Raw genomic sequence first — 18,810 nt, forward strand, 5'->3', positions numbered from 1 at the left:
AATACGCCATTTGCACCATGGTTAGCAGAAAATACGAAGAATGAGGGTGAAAATTCTCGGACACGATACCAGCCCGGCGGCCTGCCCGTCGCTTTTCTCCAAACTTCGTGAAACCGGGGGCGAGGCCGCCTTGTGATAGAAAGAAACAGCCCTTCTCCACGCCCATGAAACTGAAGAGAAACGCCCCGCTACCGGCCACTCGACCGGACGGGGCGCTTCCAGGGAGGGCGGCTGGCAACCGGTCGAATGAAAATCGATTCACCGCAATTTCTAGCAGATTTATCGCCGATGCTGTGACAACCTTTCGTGGATTCACTTCACGAAGCGGAGTCGCATGAACTGGCGGGTGGGAGCGGGTGCGCCGAGAGTTTTTGTGGCGCGGACGGTTTCCGGATCGGAGCCGGGATTGAGCACTTCCGGGGTGAGCTGTTCCCATGTGCCAAGATCTCCGGCCTCGGCCTGATAGGCGACGTCGCCAATGTAGGCGGGACGCTGGAAGGTGATGGTGATGTTCGTCGCTGTCCGGCTTACGGTGGGTTGTGGCGTGAAAGCGTAGGGCAGGCTACCCAAGGCGTATTCGGCCAGATTGGTGAGACCGTCGTGGTCGGGATCGGCAGTCGGTGCGGATTCTCCGGCGAGGATCTGTGCCGGGGTGAAATGCGAGGTTTCCCAATTGGCAAACAGACGCGGGGTGACGGTGACATTTGCATTCGCCGATAGGGCCCCTGATGTAGCGGTCACCTGCCATGGGCCTCCCGTGACGGTGGCGGTGTAAAGGCCGGATGGATGGATCGTGCCGCCGCCCGAGGCGGACCAGGTGACGGGCGGGTTCGCCACCGGAGTTGCGAATTGATCGCGCACGGTGGCGGCGAATGTCTGGGTTTGATCGACCGCCAGGGTTGTGTTGGGTGGGCTGATGCTCACCGTTGTGGGAGTGGCGATCACGGTGACGGGAGTTCCCGTGGTGGCTGTTAGTCCACCCGCGTCGGTGACGGTGAGCGTCAGCGTGTAGGAGCCGGGGGCGGTGAAGGTGGCGGTGGAGATTTTCGCGGCGTTGGTTCCGTTAGGTGAGAACGCGAGGGAAGCCGGACCGGTGGAGGTCCACGAGTAAACGAGGTTTCCTTCGCCCGCGTTGTCGGTGGCGGTGACGGAGAGGCTGGTGGTCGTGGTGATGACGCTGGCAGGGGAGGCGGCGGGACCGGCGGAAATTTGCGGAGCGGTATTGGTCGAGACGACCACGAGTTTCACCTGACCCGCCGTGGCGGTGTTGACCGTGGCGGTGTATCCCACCGGCAGGGTGCCGACGATGAGCGTGTTGTTGGTGAGCGTGCCGGTATAACTAACAAGGGTGTAGGTCCCGGCGGTGAATCCGGTGGCGGCGGTGACGTTGACCGTGCCGTCAAGGGTCAGATTGCCGGTGACGGCCGCCTTGTCCGAACTGGTGCCGAGTTCGAAATCGAGCGTGCTGGTGGATGCGAATGTGAGACCGCTGGTCAAGGTGAGCGTGCCGATCGAAGCTCCGGGCGCGAGCGTGCCGTTGCAGGTGACCGCGCCGCCAATAGTTCCGCTTCCGCCGAGCTTGGCCGCCGTCGCGACGGTCACCGCAGTGGCACCGAGGGACCCCGTAACAAGAAGAGATCCGGCGGAGACCGTGGTGGCTCCGGTGTAGTCGTTCGCTCCGGCGAGGGTAAGTGCTGCGGAGCCGGTTTTCGTTAGGGCTGCATTGGCCCCGCTGATTTTACCCGCATAAGTCGTCGCGAGATTTTTTGCGCCGACGGAGTAGGTCGCCTTGGCTCCGCTACCCGCTCCCAAGGTGCCGGCGTTGCCAGTGCTGGTCAACGCGCCGATCAGGATCGTCTTCGCGGAGGTCACGGTTGGCGACACCGTGACCCCATCAACGCCGAGGGTGGTGTTCGCCCACCCGGTGGCATCGAACAAAGGCTGACTGCTGCCGAGCGAGTTGATGCCCACACGGATGCTGCCGGTTCCGGTCAAATTGAAATTGCCGGAAAATCCGGTGAAACTGTTCTGGAAATCCGCCCGCGAGACGGTGGTGGCGATGGTCATGTTCAGGGTGCCTGCGCCCGACACGGCACCATTCAAACGGAACCGGTTAGGCGTGGAAATAGCACCGCTCTGCCCCGCGTCCACGAACAGGGTATTGGAATAGGTCAGTGTGTTTCCCGTCGCATAGGCGTGGGAGAGCGTCCCTCCCTCGAAAGTGATGCCGCCGGTGCCAATGCCGCCGGTGCCGAAGCTGACGTTCGAACCCAAAATCAATGTTCCGCCACTGATGGTGGTGATGCCGGTGTAGTTGTTAGCGCTGCTGGCGAGAGTCAGCGTGCCACTACCGGACTTGGTGAGCGTGGCGGCTCCGGAGATGGCACCCGCGCCCGAGAGAGTATAATTTTGGACGCTTGCAACGGTGACCGACGCGGGAGATAGGCTGTCGGCATAAGTGATGGTGGTGACGGCGGACGTGTCGTCGAAGCGGACCCTGTCGTCGGTTAGGAAGCGGGTGGCGCCTCCGGTCCAGGTCCAGTTCAAGGTGGAGGTATCCCAGTCGGTGCTGGTGGCACCGCTCCAGACGATGTCGCCGGGGGGCCGGGCGATGTCGACGAGCGTCATGCTCACCACACCGGCGACGGAAGTATTGAAGGTGGCGTTGTAACCCTGGCCTAACCATGAGAGGGACGGTGTGCCGGTGAGGGTGCCTGTGTAGGTGCAGAGCGGATAAGTGCCAGCAGTTAGGATCGCCCCGGAGAGGGGAGAAACGGTGACGGCTCCGCTGAGTGTCAGGTTTCCGGTGATGGCGAGCGGACCGGCAGCCGGGTTGACAAGGAGAACCGAGCCGGTGCTGAAGCTGACGTTTCCGGTGATCGAGCCGGTGCCGCCAAAGCCTGCGGCTGAAGCGACAGTGACGTTGGTGCCGGCGAGGATGGCGTCGGTGAGGACGAGTTTACCGGCGGAGACGGTGGTGGCACCGGTGTAGGAGTGGCCGAAACGGTAAATCAGGTTGGCGGTGCCGGAGACGGTGGCAGCGGCGGAAAGGGTGATGGTGGTCGCATTCGGGATGGCGGCGATGGTGGTGCCCGCAGGGATGCCGGAGCCGGTCACGAACATGCCGACACGCAAGGCGGAAGTGCTGGCGAGCGTGGCCGCGGTGCTGGCGGAGACCGTCGTGCTGGAAATAGTGGTGGCGGGTGCAAGAGTGAGCGTGCCGGTGCCGACTTTCGTTAGGGCGGTGGGACCGGTGCTGTTCTTGATCATTCCGGCGTAGGAGGAGTCGGTGTTCTTCCCGCCGATCTGCCACGTGAGCGTTTTTCCCGAGGACGGACCGCCACTGAGTGAGGATGCGACTGCCGAGCCGGAAAGCTCGCCGATGGCCAAGGTGAGATTGCTCCCCATCGTGAGGTTGTAATAGGCGTAAATATCGCTGCCCAGGTCGATTGCCGCGTTGGCGAAGCCGAACGAGTTGGCGATGCGGAAGTCGCAGCCGGAGCCGCCGCCAACACCCGTCACGTTGATCTGGCCGGTGAAGGCGGACCAGTTGCCTTTCAAATCGGAGCGGACATACGGGGTGAAATAGGTGAAGTCGCCACTGCCGGTCAGGCTGCCCGTTAGGCTGCAGCGTCCGTCCGCTTCGAGACGCGCCGTGGCACCCGCGGGGACGAGGATATTCCAAGCGGCAGTCTCGCTGGCTTGGACGTCGGCCATGGAGAGTGTGCCGTTGTTGATCGTCACCGTGCCGGTGCCGAGACCACTGGTGTTGGCCGCGGTTCCCGCAAGATAGATTTTTCCGCCATTGATCACGGTGCCGCCGGTGTAGGTGTTGGCGGAGGCGAGCAACAAGGTTCCGGTTCCCACTTTGGCCAGCGAGCCGCTGCCACCGATGGCACCGCTGATCTGGATGGAACTGGTGATGTCGAAGGTGCCGCCGGACGCGCCGAGCGTGGAATTTCGGTTCATGTTAGTCTGCAAACCGGTGAGGCGCAAGGTGCCGCCGTTGAGAATGAAATTGCTCGCTGCGGCAGCCGATGCGCCGATGGCACTGGGGCTGCCCGCATCGCCCAATGCGGAGACCGCGAGCACGCCGCCATTGACGACGGTCGGACCGGTGTAGGTGTTGGCGGTGTTGATGGTGAGCGTGCAGGTTCCCGACTTCGTCAAACCGCCGGTGCCGTCGATGCAACCCGCGCCGCCGAAAGTGTAGTCCGTGCTGGAATTCACGGTCACGCCCGCGACCGGAAGCACGGTTGTGAGGGTGGCGGTCGGGCTTGCCGCGCCGGTGGTGTCGAATGTGACCGTGTCACCGGATACGAAAACGTCGGGTGAACCGGATTTTAACCACGTTTGGCTGGCTGATAGATCCCAGTTTCCGCCGACGCCCCGCCAGGTCACCGCCGCTACGGCACGTGTCACTGGAACAGTTAGGTTGATCAGACCACCGCTGGCCGACAAGGTGTAGGGCGTGCCGACGGGCACTACGACGGCGAGATTCGCGAGCCCGCCGGTGAGGGGGCCGGTGTAAGTGGCAAGGGTGTAGGTACCCGCCGCAAGCTTCGTGTTCAGCGGGTTGATGACAATCTTCACGGTGCCTGTTAGCGTGAGACTTCCCGTGATGGCGATGCGGTCGTTGGCCTTGGTCACGCCCGTGGGATCGTCGGAAAGATCGAGTGCGAATGTCGCGCCGTCCTCGGCGGCGAGGCCGCCGGCGCAAGTCAGCGTGCCCGCATTGTTCATGCCGGTGCCGGGCGTGATCGCACCGCGGTATTTGATCGTGACGAGCTGGCTGAATTGCCCGGTGCCCGCGATGCGACCGCCGGTCTTTCCCGCGGCCAACGCTCCACCCCACGTGCCGCCCCAGACGGTTACCGGGCTGTTTTGCAGATTTCCGTTCACCACCAGCGCGCCGTCCCAGACGGTGGTTTTTCCGGTGAAGGTATGTGTGTTAGGAAGCACCAGCGCACCCGCGCCGGCCTTGGTCATTTTCATCGTGCCCGCGAAGGTGCCGGCGCCGGTGAAGGTGTAATCCGAGGGATTGTAAACCGTTAGCGCGCCCGGTTGCAGCGTGCCGACAAGCGTCACTGCGGTGGTATTGTTTCCGCTTATGTCGAAGCGTACCGTATCGCCATCCGCATAGGAGCTGCTTGCGCCATTGTTCAGCCAGCTCGCGGTGGTGCCGCCATCCCAAGTCGAAGTTCCCGCTCCGCCTTTCCAAACCAGCTTCGCATCCACCATCGGCGGCGGTGGTGGCGGAGTCATGTTGTAGCCGAGATAGTAATCGACATAACTCGATTGAACATAGCCCTTGGTGGTCGTCTGGATGCGATACTGCGGATTGTGCATCAGGGTATAGATCCGGAAAGGCGCTCCACCGCTCGTCTTGGCAACGTCGGTAGTCTTGGTCGTGTAAATGCGCAGCTCCGAGTTGTCGGTGGCCGCACAGATCATTTCCTCACGCCAATCGCCGAGGATATCGCCCCAGAACTGCGGCCGTCCGCCATAGGCGATGTAGTTGTTATAGGGGGAATTCGGAGCCGCCGTATCACTGTAGAGGCTCAAGACCCGCCCGGTGTCTCCGGTCGTCGTATTGAATTTGTCGATCCCCGGACTGGTCGCCGAACTGCCGATCGTGGAAAGAAATTCGCGCCCCAAATCACCGTCCCACCAGATCGTTTCGGGAGGGAAGGGTCCGTCGGCGTAGATCTGGTTTCCCTTGCAGTCGAACACGCCCGGTTGCGTTGAGAAAAACTGCAAGCCCTGGAGATTGGGGACAAACGCGCCGACCGTGCCGCGACCGACATCCACGACATCGCCCGCATACCATTTTTTGATGACTGAGCTTTTATCAGCGGCGTGATAGGCGGTGGCCAGTCCATTGCCGTTGTTTTGTTGAATAAGATAAGTCTCCAGACCAGGGCGATCGGGGTCAATATCAGTGACATGAAAGCGGTCGCCATGGACGACCTCGGTTAGGACGTTTTCATTGATCTGTCCGCTGCCATCGGATTTTACGACGTTTCCAATATCGACATACTCGTCCTTCCCATCGTTATCCACATCCGCGAGCCGGATTCCATGGGCCTCGGCGGTGTGGCCGCTTTCCTGCCAGAGCCAGCGTTGCGTCAGGACGCCATTGCGGTAATCCCATGTGACCGCGTCCTTGTTGAAACTTTGATCGGGGTTTCTGTTGGAAGGGTGGAAAAAAATCGAGGGCCTGATCCCATCCGCATAGACGATGCCCATCTGGCCGTTCACGTGGGTTTTCGTCGGCCAAGCGGCGGGGATCGGCACCGTGGCGCGGGCTTTTTCCGCTCCGCTCAATCCATCGATGATCGAGATGTATTGTACCTCGTTGTCGGGAGCGGTGAGGGTTGTGCCGTTGGCAAAGACGACGCCATTGGCCGTGCGCACGATCACCTCGGCTTTGCCGTCGCCGTCGAGGTCATAGACCGTGACGTTGTCGCCGTGGCCGATGCCGATCGATGACGAGCCTGGCGTGATATTGTAATGGTCAATGCTGTTGGGTCCCATGTCCATCTGCCAGAGCAGGGTGCTGCCGGTGCCATCGTATTTCATTTTGTAAGCCTGAAGCCACTGCTTCGCCTCGATGTTGGGATTGGAGCGATCCACGATAAAGTCATAGTTTCCATCGCCATCGACATCGCCGACCCAACAGAATTTCACATCGTAGGAAACACCGGCCGCGGCATCATCCGGCGTCGGCTGCATGGCCACCGGGACGTATTGCTGGGCGGCCGTTGTATTCGCCCGCAAGGGTTGCAACTTGAATGACCCGCTTGCAAGGTTTGACCAAGTATCCGCCACCTCCACGTTATTGAGCACCGTCCTAACGGAGTAGACGTATTCCGTGGTGTTGATGCTGGGCGGCGTGTCGGTATAGTTCGTCGTCGCGGTGATGGGTGTCGCGGTGATCTTGACCGCAGCTGCTCCGTTGGCGGAACGATAGACGTTGAAAGCGACATCCTCGGGATCATTACCCAGCAGCCTCCAGCCGATATAGACGGTGGAACTGCTGCTGGTACTGGTGCGGATGGCGACGACGCCGCGCCCGAGTTTCTCCATCTGCCGCTGCCCGTAGGCTGTGGTGAATGAGAAAACGAGGGCAAGCAACAGGAATGCTAGCGATCGAATGGATGAATGCATGGAGACTGGTTCTTTGAATAGCGGGATCTCTGGAATTGCCAGACGAACATCAGCACGAGCAAAGCGACGCTGATGATGGAAAACAAATGGCGCTCCGGAGCGATGCCGGCTTGCGCTGGCGCAATACGGACTAGTGATGGCTCAACCGACTTGCCTGCCGGAGGGGAGGGGGGGGCCGCGGAGAACGTGTTCTGCGTGTCGCCTTTCTTCAGCATCGGTTGGCGGCCCAACAGAGTTTCTCCTTCTCCCAGCAGCTCGATGGAACCGGCATAACCCAGCGGAAGCTTTTCCAGATACGCCGCCCGGAAACGCAGGCCGGCGCTATCCACCACCGGATAGATTACGGAAAAAACGGCTTCCCCTTCCTTCTCTTTAAAGAACACCCGGTCCGGGGGCACCGGTTTGCCGTGGGTCGTCACCTCGTAAAGTTCCGCTCCGGCTTTCAGGAATTGCGGGCGGAATGTCTCGAACCCCGCCGAACTTCTCATGGGTTGGTCAATCAACTTCCCGGCAAGCTCGGCCGACATCGTTAGAACCAACTCAAGCCCTTCGTGATCCAACCGCGCGATCGCACTGCTTTCAAACGGCCGGTGCGCGCTGGCCACCGCCACGCAAGCCAGCAGGGCTGCGGCGATACGAATGCCAATGCGTTTGACCTCCAATTTCATCGGGTGATCGGTTCGTAGATTTCAGCTTCGACAATTTCCAACGCGCCTTTCGCGCTGCCGGCTTCGGCGTCGTTGAGTTTTTTCCCGGTGATTTCGGTCATGCCGAAGCCGTCCTTCTCGTCGATGGCACCGATGAGCTCGATGCGAACGGTTTTGCCCTGCGTGGGTTTAAGCGGGAGCGTGACGTAGCCGAGGCTTTTCGGTGTGGTGCCTTGATAGGCTTCCTTGCCGTCCACCGTGATGCGGAGTGGGTAGGATTTGCTGCGCCAGCCGCCGAGTTTGAGTTCCACCTCATTGACATTGGCGGCACGCTCAAGCTCGAATTGGATCCATCCGGTCGCACGCTTGCCGTCGTTCTTCCAATTGGTTTCCTCATTGTCGTCGAACGCCTGAGCGGCCTGTCCGGAACTTGATCCCGCCGTGGCGCTAACAATTCGGACGGATTTTCGTGTCGGGATGATGGAGTTTCCGGCGGGCGTTGGGCCGCGATCCAAATGGGATGCGAGTCCGGCATCCGGCATGGCTTTGGCAAGACCATCGACCGTGATCACAGGAATGGAAACCAGCTCGATGCTCGCTGGCTTCAAACCAGCCGAGATTGCTGTTAGCGCGATTTTTCCTGCCTGCGGCTGCGAGCGAACAATCACGCGGTTGACACCGCATTCCACCGGCAGCTCCTTGGAAAGGATGAAGTTGTCAGGTCCTTGGGCGATGCCACCGCGCCACTCGGCGGGACCTTGGAGGTCGAACTTGATCCGGTTCAATGCGGTCGGGCAACGGTTACCCCGCGCATCGACGACTTCCACGTCCACCAGCGCCATGTCGGCGCCATCGGCTTTCAGGCCGTTAGGTCCGGTGTGTGCAGTCAGCTTGATCGCAGCCGGACTGCCTGCGGTTTTGATGAACGTTTCACAAAGCTTCTTGCCAGTCGTATCATAACCCACGGCTTTGATCTCGCCTGGCTGGAATGGCAGTTCCTTCCAAGTGAACAGGAACTGCAAACTCCGATCACCGAAGCCCTTGGATTGGTTGTTGACGAACAACTCCACCTTGTCTGCGGATGAAACGACATTGATCGGCTTCTTCACGTTCGCCTCGTAGTTCCAGTGGCCGATGATGTGGATGCGCGGCTTCTCGACATTCACCCAGCCGTCCCACATCACCTGATGGACGAAGAAACCGTCCTTCGGAAGGCGCATCGCATCCACCTCGCCGCTGCGGCGGTAGTTTTCCGCACCGCGATGATGGGTGTTGGAGTCTGAGAAAACGATGTTCACGCCGCCGCCGTTGACGCGGGTGCCTGTGCCGGGGCGCTCGCGCCAGAAGTCATACCAGCGCGCCACGTTCTCGATGGCGTGCGAGTCCTGGTTGCGGTTGTAACTCGCCGCGGACTCGCCCTTGTGGTCAGGACCGTCGCCGTCCTTGTGATAGGGCGGTGTCCAATCGTCCCAGTATTTGCGCAGGCCTTCGTCGCGAGAATATTCGGTGGCCCAGAACGGGATGTGCGCGCTCTTGTTGACGTAAAGCATCTCGCCACCATATTCGGCGATCTTGCTGCCTAGCATTTCCCGGGCACCCGACGCGCGCCCGCCGTGCGGATCGAACTGGTCGCGCAAGGCCTTGAGTTCGGCGATGTGGTCTTCGCTGATCTGGGCATTGCCGCCCTCATACATGACGACACTCGGGTTGTTTTTGTTATAAATTATGGCGTCGCGCATGACTTCCACCCGCTGCTGCCAACGCGGGCCATCCACGTCTCTCTCCGAATCCCCGGCGGGCATGGCCTGCATCAATCCGACGCGGTCACACGATTCCACATCCTGCTTCCACGGCGTAACGTGCATCCAGCGCACGAGGTTGGCATTGCTCGCGACCATCAGCCCGTTGCTGAAATCACTCATCCAAGCCGGAACGGATAGACCGACGGCCGGCCACTCGTTGGTGGTGCGCTGGGCGTAGCCTTTCAATTGCAGCGCGCGGTCGTTGAGCTTCACCATGCCATTGGCAAACTCCAGCTTGCGGAAGCCGGTGCGCGTCACCACGGTATCGACGGGCTGGCCACCGACCTTGAGCGTCGTCGCGACGTTGTAGAGATAGCCGTAACCCCAGCTCCAGAAGTTCAGATTGGAAACCCGCGCACTCGCGCTAACGGATTTGGTCTCGCCCGGAGCGAGTGTCTGCTCGCCGCCTTGAATCGTCTGCACTGGTTTCCCGTCGGCATCGGTGATGGTCACCTCGTAGCTGAATTTCTTCGGCTCGGCATACTCGTTTTTCACCTGCGCTTCCGCGGTGATTTTCGCGGACTTGCCCTTGATGTCGAAATCCTGCGCGTAAACGTAAACGCCTGTGGTCCCGAGATTGGAATAAAGCGGCAGCGTCTGGTACAGCTTGTCGGTGACATGCAGATAGACGTTCTTGTTAATCCCGCCGTAGTTGGCGTAGAAGTTTTTGTCGTTCCACTGGAACCGTGAATTTTTCTCCGTGTCACGGAATTCCCACGAGTTCGAGATGTGCGCGGCGAGCACGTTTTCCTGAGGAGCGGGCTTCACTTTGTCGGAGATGTCGAAGCCGAAGGCCATGATGCCGTTGACGCTCTTTCCGATCAGTTCTCCATTCAGGTAAAACTCGCCGCCCTGGCGGATGCCCTCGAATTCCAGAAATACTTTCTTGCCCACCGAATCGGGGAGCAGCTTGAAGTGCTTGCGATACCACGCGACGCCGGTTGGAAGATCGTCGATGCTTACTTTGAAAGCGCTGTCCTCGTTCCAAGCATAGGGCAGCGTGACTTTTTTCCAGTCCGTATCCGCAAATGCTGGTGCTTCCGCTCCCTTTTCATCGGCCACCTTGACCAGCCAACCGGAGTTGAAATTGTATTTCGTCCGCGGGGAAGCGGTTTGCTGGGCGTGAACAGACGTGGCGATAGCAAGCAGCGCCAGCGTTGAGAAAATAGGTCGGATCATCGAGGAAGAGATCAAAGAACGGCTTATAGGTTAATCCATTTGGGGATTTTGGCTCGTCCCCCAAACAGAGTATGAAAAGGAGGACGTGGGCGGCGCGGAATGGGAAACGGAGGCCGATATGGCCCTGACGAGTCCGGAACGATTCAAACGCCGGATCCTGTGCCCGGGAGGTTTATTTGGCAGTGGCGAAGTCGGCGGGCGTCACGTCTTCGACATCGATGAAGACCGTGGCCGGCCGAGCATCGGGGTTGAGCGAAGTGGTCCGCACGTTGTCGAGTTTGATGCCCCGCACGTGCCGCGCGTAGATGCCATAGGCGGGCATGGTTTTTCCAAACATGTCGAATTCGGGATAGCTGTCCTCTTTTTCCGATAGACGCACTTTCGCCGCCTTCGCGTTTCCTCCTCCCGGCAGCTCCAATTGAATATTCTCCAACGTGAGCGCTTCCACCGGGTGGCCGGGGACTCCGTTGATGAGCATGCCGATCATTCCGATGTTTTCGGCACTTACGTTTTTAATCGTCACGTCGCGCAGTTTTCCAGCGGTGGTTTTCGGACGATCTCCCTCGCGAAAGGATGTCAGGCGGGCGCCAAGGCGGATGCTGATCGGCACGATCACCCCATCCATCGTAATGTCGCTGATCGAGACACTCTGCAGGTCCGCACCATCGACCGCGTAAAGGGCGATGCCCGCCATCTTCGTATTGGTGATCCGGCAGTTGGAAACCTTGATGTTTTGAAAACCGCCGATGCTTTCCGTGCCGAGCTTGATCGCGTTGGTGCGGCTCGAGAGCTTGCAGTCGCTGGCTTCGATATCGCGGCTCGGCGTCGAACTGCTGGTCGCTTTGATGACCAGAGCGTCGTCGCCGCTGACCACATCACAGCCGCGGATCCGGATGTTTTCACTGGAGTCGATGTTGACGCCGTCGTTGTTGTGTATTCCCAAGTCGCGCGAGCGGATGGTCACGCCTTCGACGAGCGCGCCTTTGGTCTGATAGAAATTCAGCGTCCACGCGCCCGGATTGGTGAGGTGGACATCGCGGACAGTAACATCGGAACAACGCACCCAGCGCAGCAGGAACGGGCGCATGGTGTATTCCTTCTGACCGGCCTTCAATTTGGGGCTTTGTCCATCCACGGTGCCCGCGCCCTCGATGCCCACATGCTCCGCATCGATGGCGACGATCAGCGCGTGGCCCAGCGGGTTTCCGCTGCCGTCGATAAACGGATCAAGATTGCGATAGTCTGCAACATGGGTGCTGCCGAGCAAGGTGGCGTCTTTCTCAAAGCGCAGGGTGACGTTGCTTTTGATCTCGATGGTTCCCGTTAGGTAGTGACCTGCGGGGAAGGAGATCGTTCCTCCTCCGGCGGAAGAGCAGTCGTCGATCGCTTTTTGAATGGAGACGGTATTGAGCGTCGTGCCATCGCCGACCACGCCTATTTTGGTGGCATCGATCACTTTGCCGGAGGCCGCCGCCATTGCCGGCAAAGCTGTAAGAAAAAGGACGGTGATCGTGGCGAGTGATCTTTGAAATTTGATTTTGAAATGAGACATAAAGAAAATATCCAATGTTGATAGGCCACGGATCAAAAGGTCGCTTGAGGGAGGGAGGACGGGTTGACGGCGTTGGAAGAACTTACACTGTCCGTTAAATCCTGTCTCCCGTCTATTCCCGCCTTGGGTTAACCCCATCCGGCGGAGACGTCTATCAGCGGGCAGGTCCGTATCCTATTCCACCCTCTCTACGGGGCTTTCAAATGCTCCTTGAGTTTCGGTGCGGCGGCCGGCAGCTCTTTCATGACGAGATCGGCCATCGCGCGCGCGCCCTTCTCGTTGAAGTGGGTGGAGTCGCCTTTTTTGTTAGCCATTTCCGCGCTGGTATCAGGGCCGAGTGGTTCGACCAGTTTCCTGCTCGATGCGTGCAGGTCGATCACGGGGACCTTTTTCTCCGCTCCCACTTCGTTCATTGCATCGGCGTAGGGTTGGAGTTCGTCCTTGAGCGTGCCGTCCGGGTTGAATGTTCTGCGGACCATCGGCGTCACCAGAATGGGAATTGCTCCGATCGCGCGCGACTCATCGATGTAGCGACGGAGGTAGTCCTTGTAATCGGTCGCCGCGTCGGTGGCTTCGGGTTTTTCCGGAGCATGGGAATCGTTATGGCCAAACTGGATCAACACGTAGTTCGGCTTTTCATCGAGAGCCTTCTGCCAGCGGCCTTCCTTGATGAATGTCTTGGTGCTGCGTCCGGCCGCGGCGAGGTTGATGACTTTGACCGTGCCGTCTTTGAAACTTTCTTCGATAAAATGCCCCCACCCGCGGTCCGGGCGCTCGGCGGGATATTCGCAAACAGTCGAGTCGCCGATGATGACGATGCGCGAAGGAATAACTGTTGCTGGAGGCGACTGGGCGAGTGCTTTTGAAACAAAGAGCGCCGCCAAGGCAAAGAAGCGGACGAGATTGCGATGATTCATGAAGGGTGTTTGGGACAATGAATGTTTGAGATGTTGTATTATGGGAGTCATCACAGGGAAATGGTTGATGCACTACGGAACGCGGGTTTCGGCTGGGCCGTCGTAAGAGGGGAGAAGTCCGCCGAGATCGATGACGATCTTGTCCACCGCTACTCCGGCATCGACGGCGATCAGGTGAAGCGTGTGGGCGCCGGACGTGAGTGGTTTGGGAAGTGTCGCGGAGATTTCGGTGGCATTGGCGAGGACGCGTTTACTCCATCCGTCGCTCTTGGGATCGAAACCTTCAGTCACGGCGAGTGGAATCGGCGGGCCGCTATCGATGGCGACAGCGAGGCGCAGTCCCTGACCGGTGACGAGCGGATGCGTCGGCAGCAGGCGAACGTGGAGTTTGCCGGGTCCGCTGTTAGCGATATGAAAGCGGTAACTCAGGCTGGGCGCGAAGCCGGGCGAGATCGCAGTGGTTGAGGGCAATACCGTGACGGCGGAACCAGTTCGACCGAGACCGGGAATGACACGCCAACCTGCGCCATTGGGCAGATCTTTCCGTTCGGTGAAGTGACCGGCGTCAATGGAAACCACTTTATCACGTTCCACAAAATCGCCTGGGCGTGCGCCGTTAGGGCGGGGCAGCGGACCTGGCTCGCGAGGAGCGGGAGGACAGACGTTATCGAGGGCCGGGTTGGGTGGAACGGTTTTCGTGTCCCGCTGGAAGCGTTGCCATTCCTTGGGCGAGACGCCGTTTTCAGTCACGATGTTGCGCCATTTGCCACCTGCGATGTCATTGTTGTAGCGCGCGGTGGCCTGGGTGATGTGTTTCTGTCCCTCGGCGGCAGCGGCGCGGTTCTCATTCGGATTGCGGCCTCGGGCTTCGTCGGCGCGGGCAAGTTCTGTACGGAAGTAGCGCTCGTTGGCGGCCGCGGTGATGGCTACCGGATAGCCGACCAATTCGAAGTAGGCATCCCGTTTGTTAGACGGCAGGCGGTTGGCGAGTGTGTCGCTGTCGCGCAGCAGTTCGGCGCAGGCTTTCAGGCGTTGCGCGATCTCGGCTTCGTTGAGTTCGGTGGGCTTGTAGGGTTCAAAAGTGGCGTGCCACTGGAGATGTTCGTTTTTGCGGGCGAAGTTGATCGCCTGGAGACGGGTGAGAATGTCCGCCACTGCCTCGGCGTTTTCCTTGCCGAAGTCGCGGGCGGCCGTTTCGCGCATGAATCGTGCGGGCGCATCGATGGTGGTGCGATCGGCGTGCCATGCGAGATCGAGGAAAAACTCGGCGGAGCGTTCCGTGTTCTTGATGTCGCCGACGTTGACGATCCAGACACTGTTAGCTCCTTGCTCGTAGGCGCGGGTCATTTCCGACCAAGTGAGCGCCGGCGGCAGGGTGTCCACCCACAGCCAGGAAAATGGCAGGCCGCTGTAGGAGACATGATAGTAAACGCCGAGACCACCGGACCGCTTGCGCTCGGCGAGCGTGGAGAAGCGCCGGATGTAGCCGAAGTTGTCGTCCGGCCAGACGATGGGCACGTCGTCCGGCACCTTGAGCCCGGCGTCGTAGGTGCTGAGAACCTCCTTGTAGGGACAAAAAATCTGGCCGACGCGGGTTGGATCTCCTTTGCCGAGATACCGAGCTAACAAACTACGCTGATCGGCGAAGATTTTTTCCAATGTGGCGACGCGCTCCGGTTCGGACTTTGGGCCAATGATGGCGCTGTCGTGGATACCGCGCATGCCGATGGTGAAAAGGCTTTCGCCCGAGACGCGCTCTTTCACGCGTTCCTCCCAATAAGCGAGCACTTCCTTGCGGTGGGTGAGATAGTTGAAATCCTTTTCCGGCAGTTTCCATTCGTCCCCATTGGTGCGGAGCATCGGCTCGGCGTGGCTTGAACCGACGACGATGGCATATCTGTCCGCGGTGGCGGCATCGCCGGGAACCAGATGGAAGGGCGTGGTCGTCGGGTGCATTGCGGGCCAGATGCAGTTGGCGCGGAGGCGGAGAAGCAGCTCGAAAATACGGGCGTAAGTCTTCGGACCGATGTTATTGACCTCGGGCTCAAAGGTTTTGGATGCCCAGGGTTCCAAGCCCCAGTCCTCGTCGTTGATAAAAATGCCACGGTATTTCACCGCAGGTTGGTCAACCGGCTCATTGCCGACTGATAGAGTCAGCTGCGGACGACGTGTCACCGGCACATCGGCCCACCAATTCCACGGCGAGACGCCGATGCGGCTGGAAACCTCGTAGATGCCATAAGCTAGACCTCGTCTATCAGATCCGGCGATGGTGAGCACGCCCGGCTTCGCCGAAATACGGAAAGCTTCCCATTTGCCCGCAAGGTCGGGAGCGAGCACCAATTCGACGCGCGGGCGGTTTTTATCCGCAGGAGCGGAGGCGAGAATTTCCGGTTTCATGCCGGAAACCGCGGCAATGTCGTCAGCGAGATTTCCCGCGGCGATTTTTACCACTTCCGGCGCGTTAGGAGGAAGGATGATGGGAGCTGCCATCCCTCCGGCGGCCAGCGGAAAGCCCGGTGATCCGGCCTTGGAAGAATCGATGAGTTCTACCGCGGCGGGAAGGCGTCCCGAGAAACCGAACGTCAGGAGAACGATGGCAATGCATGCCGATAGGTTACGAAGAGACATCATTGATCGTAGCTTTGATAGAAGGGGCGGAATACTTCGCTCGCGGCTGTGGGGTGGGTGAGCGCCGCCGGCCACGCGTCGTCGAGAGGCATGAGGAGCGCGTATTTCGGCTCGGCAAACCCGTTCAACTCCCAATTCGAAGGCACGGAGATCTTTTTCCAATCCGAGACGTCGAAGCCCGGTGCGTGGAAATTCGCGTCGCTCCCGGCGTCGCGCGCGGGGATGTATTTGAACGACCCATCTCCATTCGGTGATTGGGTGAAACCCCCGGCCTTTTCCTGATAAACGGAAACTGGCGCGGCGGCCGCACTGCCTTTCATAGCGACGGCCGGTGCGGTTTGTTGTCCTTCAGCCAACATGCATGCGAGGGTGGTAAAGAGGATGGGAGGGATCCGGGTCATATTGAGGGTTTTGTCTCAGAGGCTCACATGGATCTAACGATATTCGCCCGGCATCACTTTCCAGCGGGCGATGTCGGAGTTCGCGCCCCTTCCGGGTCGCGATGCGTTGGATCAAGACGATAGACCTCGCTGCCAGCCAGTAGGAAACAACCGAGACCATAGTCTCCAAAGTCCGGCACGGAGTCGTAAGTCACGGGTTGTCCATCGGACGGTTTGTCGCCCGTGCCTTGGACGAAACCGAGAAATCCGTCCGGATGCAGGGCTTTGCCGGTGATGGCGTTCCAGCCCTTGACGACGGAGGGAAGATAAGTGTCCGCCGGCAAGTGTCCGTTATTGATCCCCCAGGCCATTCCATAAATGAAGAGCGCCGTGCCGGTGGTCTCCGGCCCGCCGAAGTCATTCGGATCGGCAAGGTTCGCGTTCCAGAATCCGTCAGCTCGCTGCAAGGGCAGCAAAGCTGCGGACATGTCTTTCAACATCTGAAGGTATTCCGCGTAATGGGGATCATCCGTGGGAAGCACTTCCAATGTCCTGACGAGAGCGGCGACGACCCAGCCATTGCCGCGCGACCAGTAGCACGGCTTGCCGTTAGGTGTGGTGAACGGAGGTTTGAACTTCGCGTCCCGCCACCATAGCCGATCCTTGGGGTTGTAAAGACCCTGTGTCGTCTTGGCATGGTCATACAGCGCGAACATCTTGTCGAAGTAGGCCGGCTGCTTGTCGATCACTCCGAGCTTCGCGAAACAGGGCATCGACATCTGCAAGGTGTCGATCCAAGTGTAGTAATCGAGCTTCGGTTGTTTCGTCCAGTTATCCAGATTGGCCCGGATCGGGGCGAGTCTTTCGGTTTTCGAAGTATCGATTTGATAGAGCTCGATGTATGCCTGCCCGGCGCATTGGTCGTCCGGATTCTGGGTGGCGTCTCCTTTGCGAAATCCCCACTTGTGGAAATCACCCCAACCCACTGCGTATTTTCTGATAGCGGCGTCCTGGTTGATCCGGTGAAGTGCGAGCGCTCCTTCGAAATAGACAGCGCGCGTCCAGATGTTGCTCGGGCGTTTTCCGGGCAAGCCGTCATTGCTCCCCGGAACAGAACATTCCGCCATGAAGTGGTGGTTCGCCCGCTCCATCTCGCTCAGGATGTCCTTTTTGGCGGGGAGGGGATCGGCTGCAGCACGGCCGCCGATCGCAAGTGCTGTTAGCGCGACGAACGCAAACCGGCGAACGGAACGAATTCCACCCGGAGGAAGACGGCGGAATAGCAGGTCATTGGGAGGCGAGGAGGAAAGGGGGAAGGGTTTCATCAATGGCGTCGGGAAGACTGCGTGAAATGCGGGAAAATTCAGAGGCATCAAAGGATGGGTATTGGGGCGGGTGCGGATCGATCGGATTGACGGGGAAGGGAATTGGGCTGCCGACTTTTCAATCGGCAGCCCGCCCATTCCGAAAAAACCCATTAATCCGGAAAATCGTTTGGCTGTCGGCAAGCACCAGAGCGGTGCAGGTGCCACACTTTCCGATACATCCCTTTCCTCGTCCATTCCTCAATAGGAGGACACTCAATCGGGTTATATGTCGGCAGTGATCTCGCGGCGTTCCCGGGCAGGCGATGCGATGAATTCCACCGCTGAGATGTTACCCCTGCCGCAAATCTACCCGCCACCGGTCGAGCAACCCGAAAGGTCAGCTGGCGCCTGTCTGCCGGATCGGAAGCAACCCGCCCACATGCCTGCCGGTGACTTGGTCGATCAACCCGCCGGACCGCGATCATCCGAGAAGTCAGCCTGGGATCACCCCGCGTATCCCTTTCTGCAACCACAGACGACCATGGTCGTATCCAAAGCCTCAACCAACCTGAAGCTATTCTCCACCTCCTTGAGTTTCAATCCATCGGGAGTGTCTCCAACAGATTTCAATTGAGTTCCTTCGCAAACGTATCCATCCTCCTCAGACGGAATTCACTGTTCTGCAGAAATATGAAGCGAATCGCCGTCATTCTCACATTTCCATACTTCGTGCCGGCTGCAATCGCACTCTTAGTTGAGCATCTTTGGGCCGTCACTACACAAAGGAAACCAGCCACGGGAACCTTTTTTGGCGGAGAGGTTCCCGACTACTATATTCTACTACCGCTCGCGCTCTTTATTCAGATTCTGGCGGGGATTCCGGGAAGTTTGATTATCAGCAAGACATCCTCCCGTCAGACAGCTGTGGTTTGTGCCATTTTGTTACCCATTCTACCACTCGTTCTTACTAGCACTAGCAGTGTAGTGGCTGCGACATCTTTAGAAGTGTTCCTGCCGATACTTGGATTCGTCTTACTTTTCGGCATAGGATCAAGTATTTCGCTCTACTACCTACACTACCGAAGAATCAGAATCTCAGAATCGGGTCCCCGGGAGTAGTTAATTCCCGGGTCCCACACCACCCTGCGTACGGCTCCGTACAGGGCGGTTCCAATCAGCTTGGGGCCTGTGCCCCGTAGTGAAGAACGATCCAGATGGCTTCCAT

The 18,810-nt window shown here is 59.3% G+C and carries 8 protein-coding genes; all 8 read right to left on the bottom strand.

The genetic code is table 11. The features are described from left to right. Window positions 1-312: 312 nt before the first annotated feature. A complete protein-coding gene (locus ABIQ96_RS23045) occupies window positions 313-7,170 on the bottom strand; it encodes an autotransporter-associated beta strand repeat-containing protein (protein ID WP_348217004.1) in 6,858 nt (2,285 codons plus the stop codon). After that, a complete protein-coding gene (locus ABIQ96_RS23050; protein WP_348217005.1) occupies window positions 7,146-7,838 on the bottom strand; it encodes a hypothetical protein in 693 nt (230 codons plus the stop codon). Before ABIQ96_RS23050 ends, ABIQ96_RS23045 begins: the two co-directional genes overlap by 25 nt. Beyond that, window positions 7,835-10,798 (bottom strand): DUF4982 domain-containing protein, encoded by a 2,964-nt coding sequence (locus tag ABIQ96_RS23055; protein ID WP_348217006.1) that lies wholly within the window; start codon window positions 10,796-10,798, stop codon window positions 7,835-7,837. Before ABIQ96_RS23055 ends, ABIQ96_RS23050 begins: the two co-directional genes overlap by 4 nt. Before the next feature lie 172 nt (window positions 10,799-10,970). Further along, entirely contained in the window at window positions 10,971-12,350 is a 1,380-nt protein-coding gene (locus ABIQ96_RS23060; protein WP_348217007.1) for a glycosyl hydrolase family 28 protein, read from the bottom strand. 188 nt (window positions 12,351-12,538) lie between these two features. After that, a complete protein-coding gene (locus ABIQ96_RS23065; protein ID WP_348217008.1) occupies window positions 12,539-13,267 on the bottom strand; it encodes a rhamnogalacturonan acetylesterase in 729 nt (242 codons plus the stop codon). Window positions 13,268-13,339: 72 nt separating this feature from the next. After that, on the bottom strand, window positions 13,340-15,901 hold the full coding sequence (locus ABIQ96_RS23070) for a glycosyl hydrolase 115 family protein (protein WP_348217009.1): 2,562 nt from the start codon (window positions 15,899-15,901) through the stop codon (window positions 13,340-13,342). Further along, window positions 15,898-16,299 carry a hypothetical protein gene (locus ABIQ96_RS23075; protein WP_348217010.1) on the bottom strand — a complete coding sequence of 134 codons (402 nt, stop codon included), beginning with the start codon at window positions 16,297-16,299 and terminating at the stop codon, window positions 15,898-15,900. Before ABIQ96_RS23075 ends, ABIQ96_RS23070 begins: the two co-directional genes overlap by 4 nt. Window positions 16,300-16,352: 53 nt before the next feature. Then, a complete protein-coding gene (locus ABIQ96_RS23080; protein ID WP_348217011.1) occupies window positions 16,353-17,603 on the bottom strand; it encodes a glycoside hydrolase family 88 protein in 1,251 nt (416 codons plus the stop codon). Between the last annotated feature and the right edge of the window lie 1,207 nt (window positions 17,604-18,810).

This window comes from Luteolibacter sp., from assembly GCF_039920825.1.
Classification (GTDB): domain Bacteria; phylum Verrucomicrobiota; class Verrucomicrobiia; order Verrucomicrobiales; family Akkermansiaceae; genus Luteolibacter.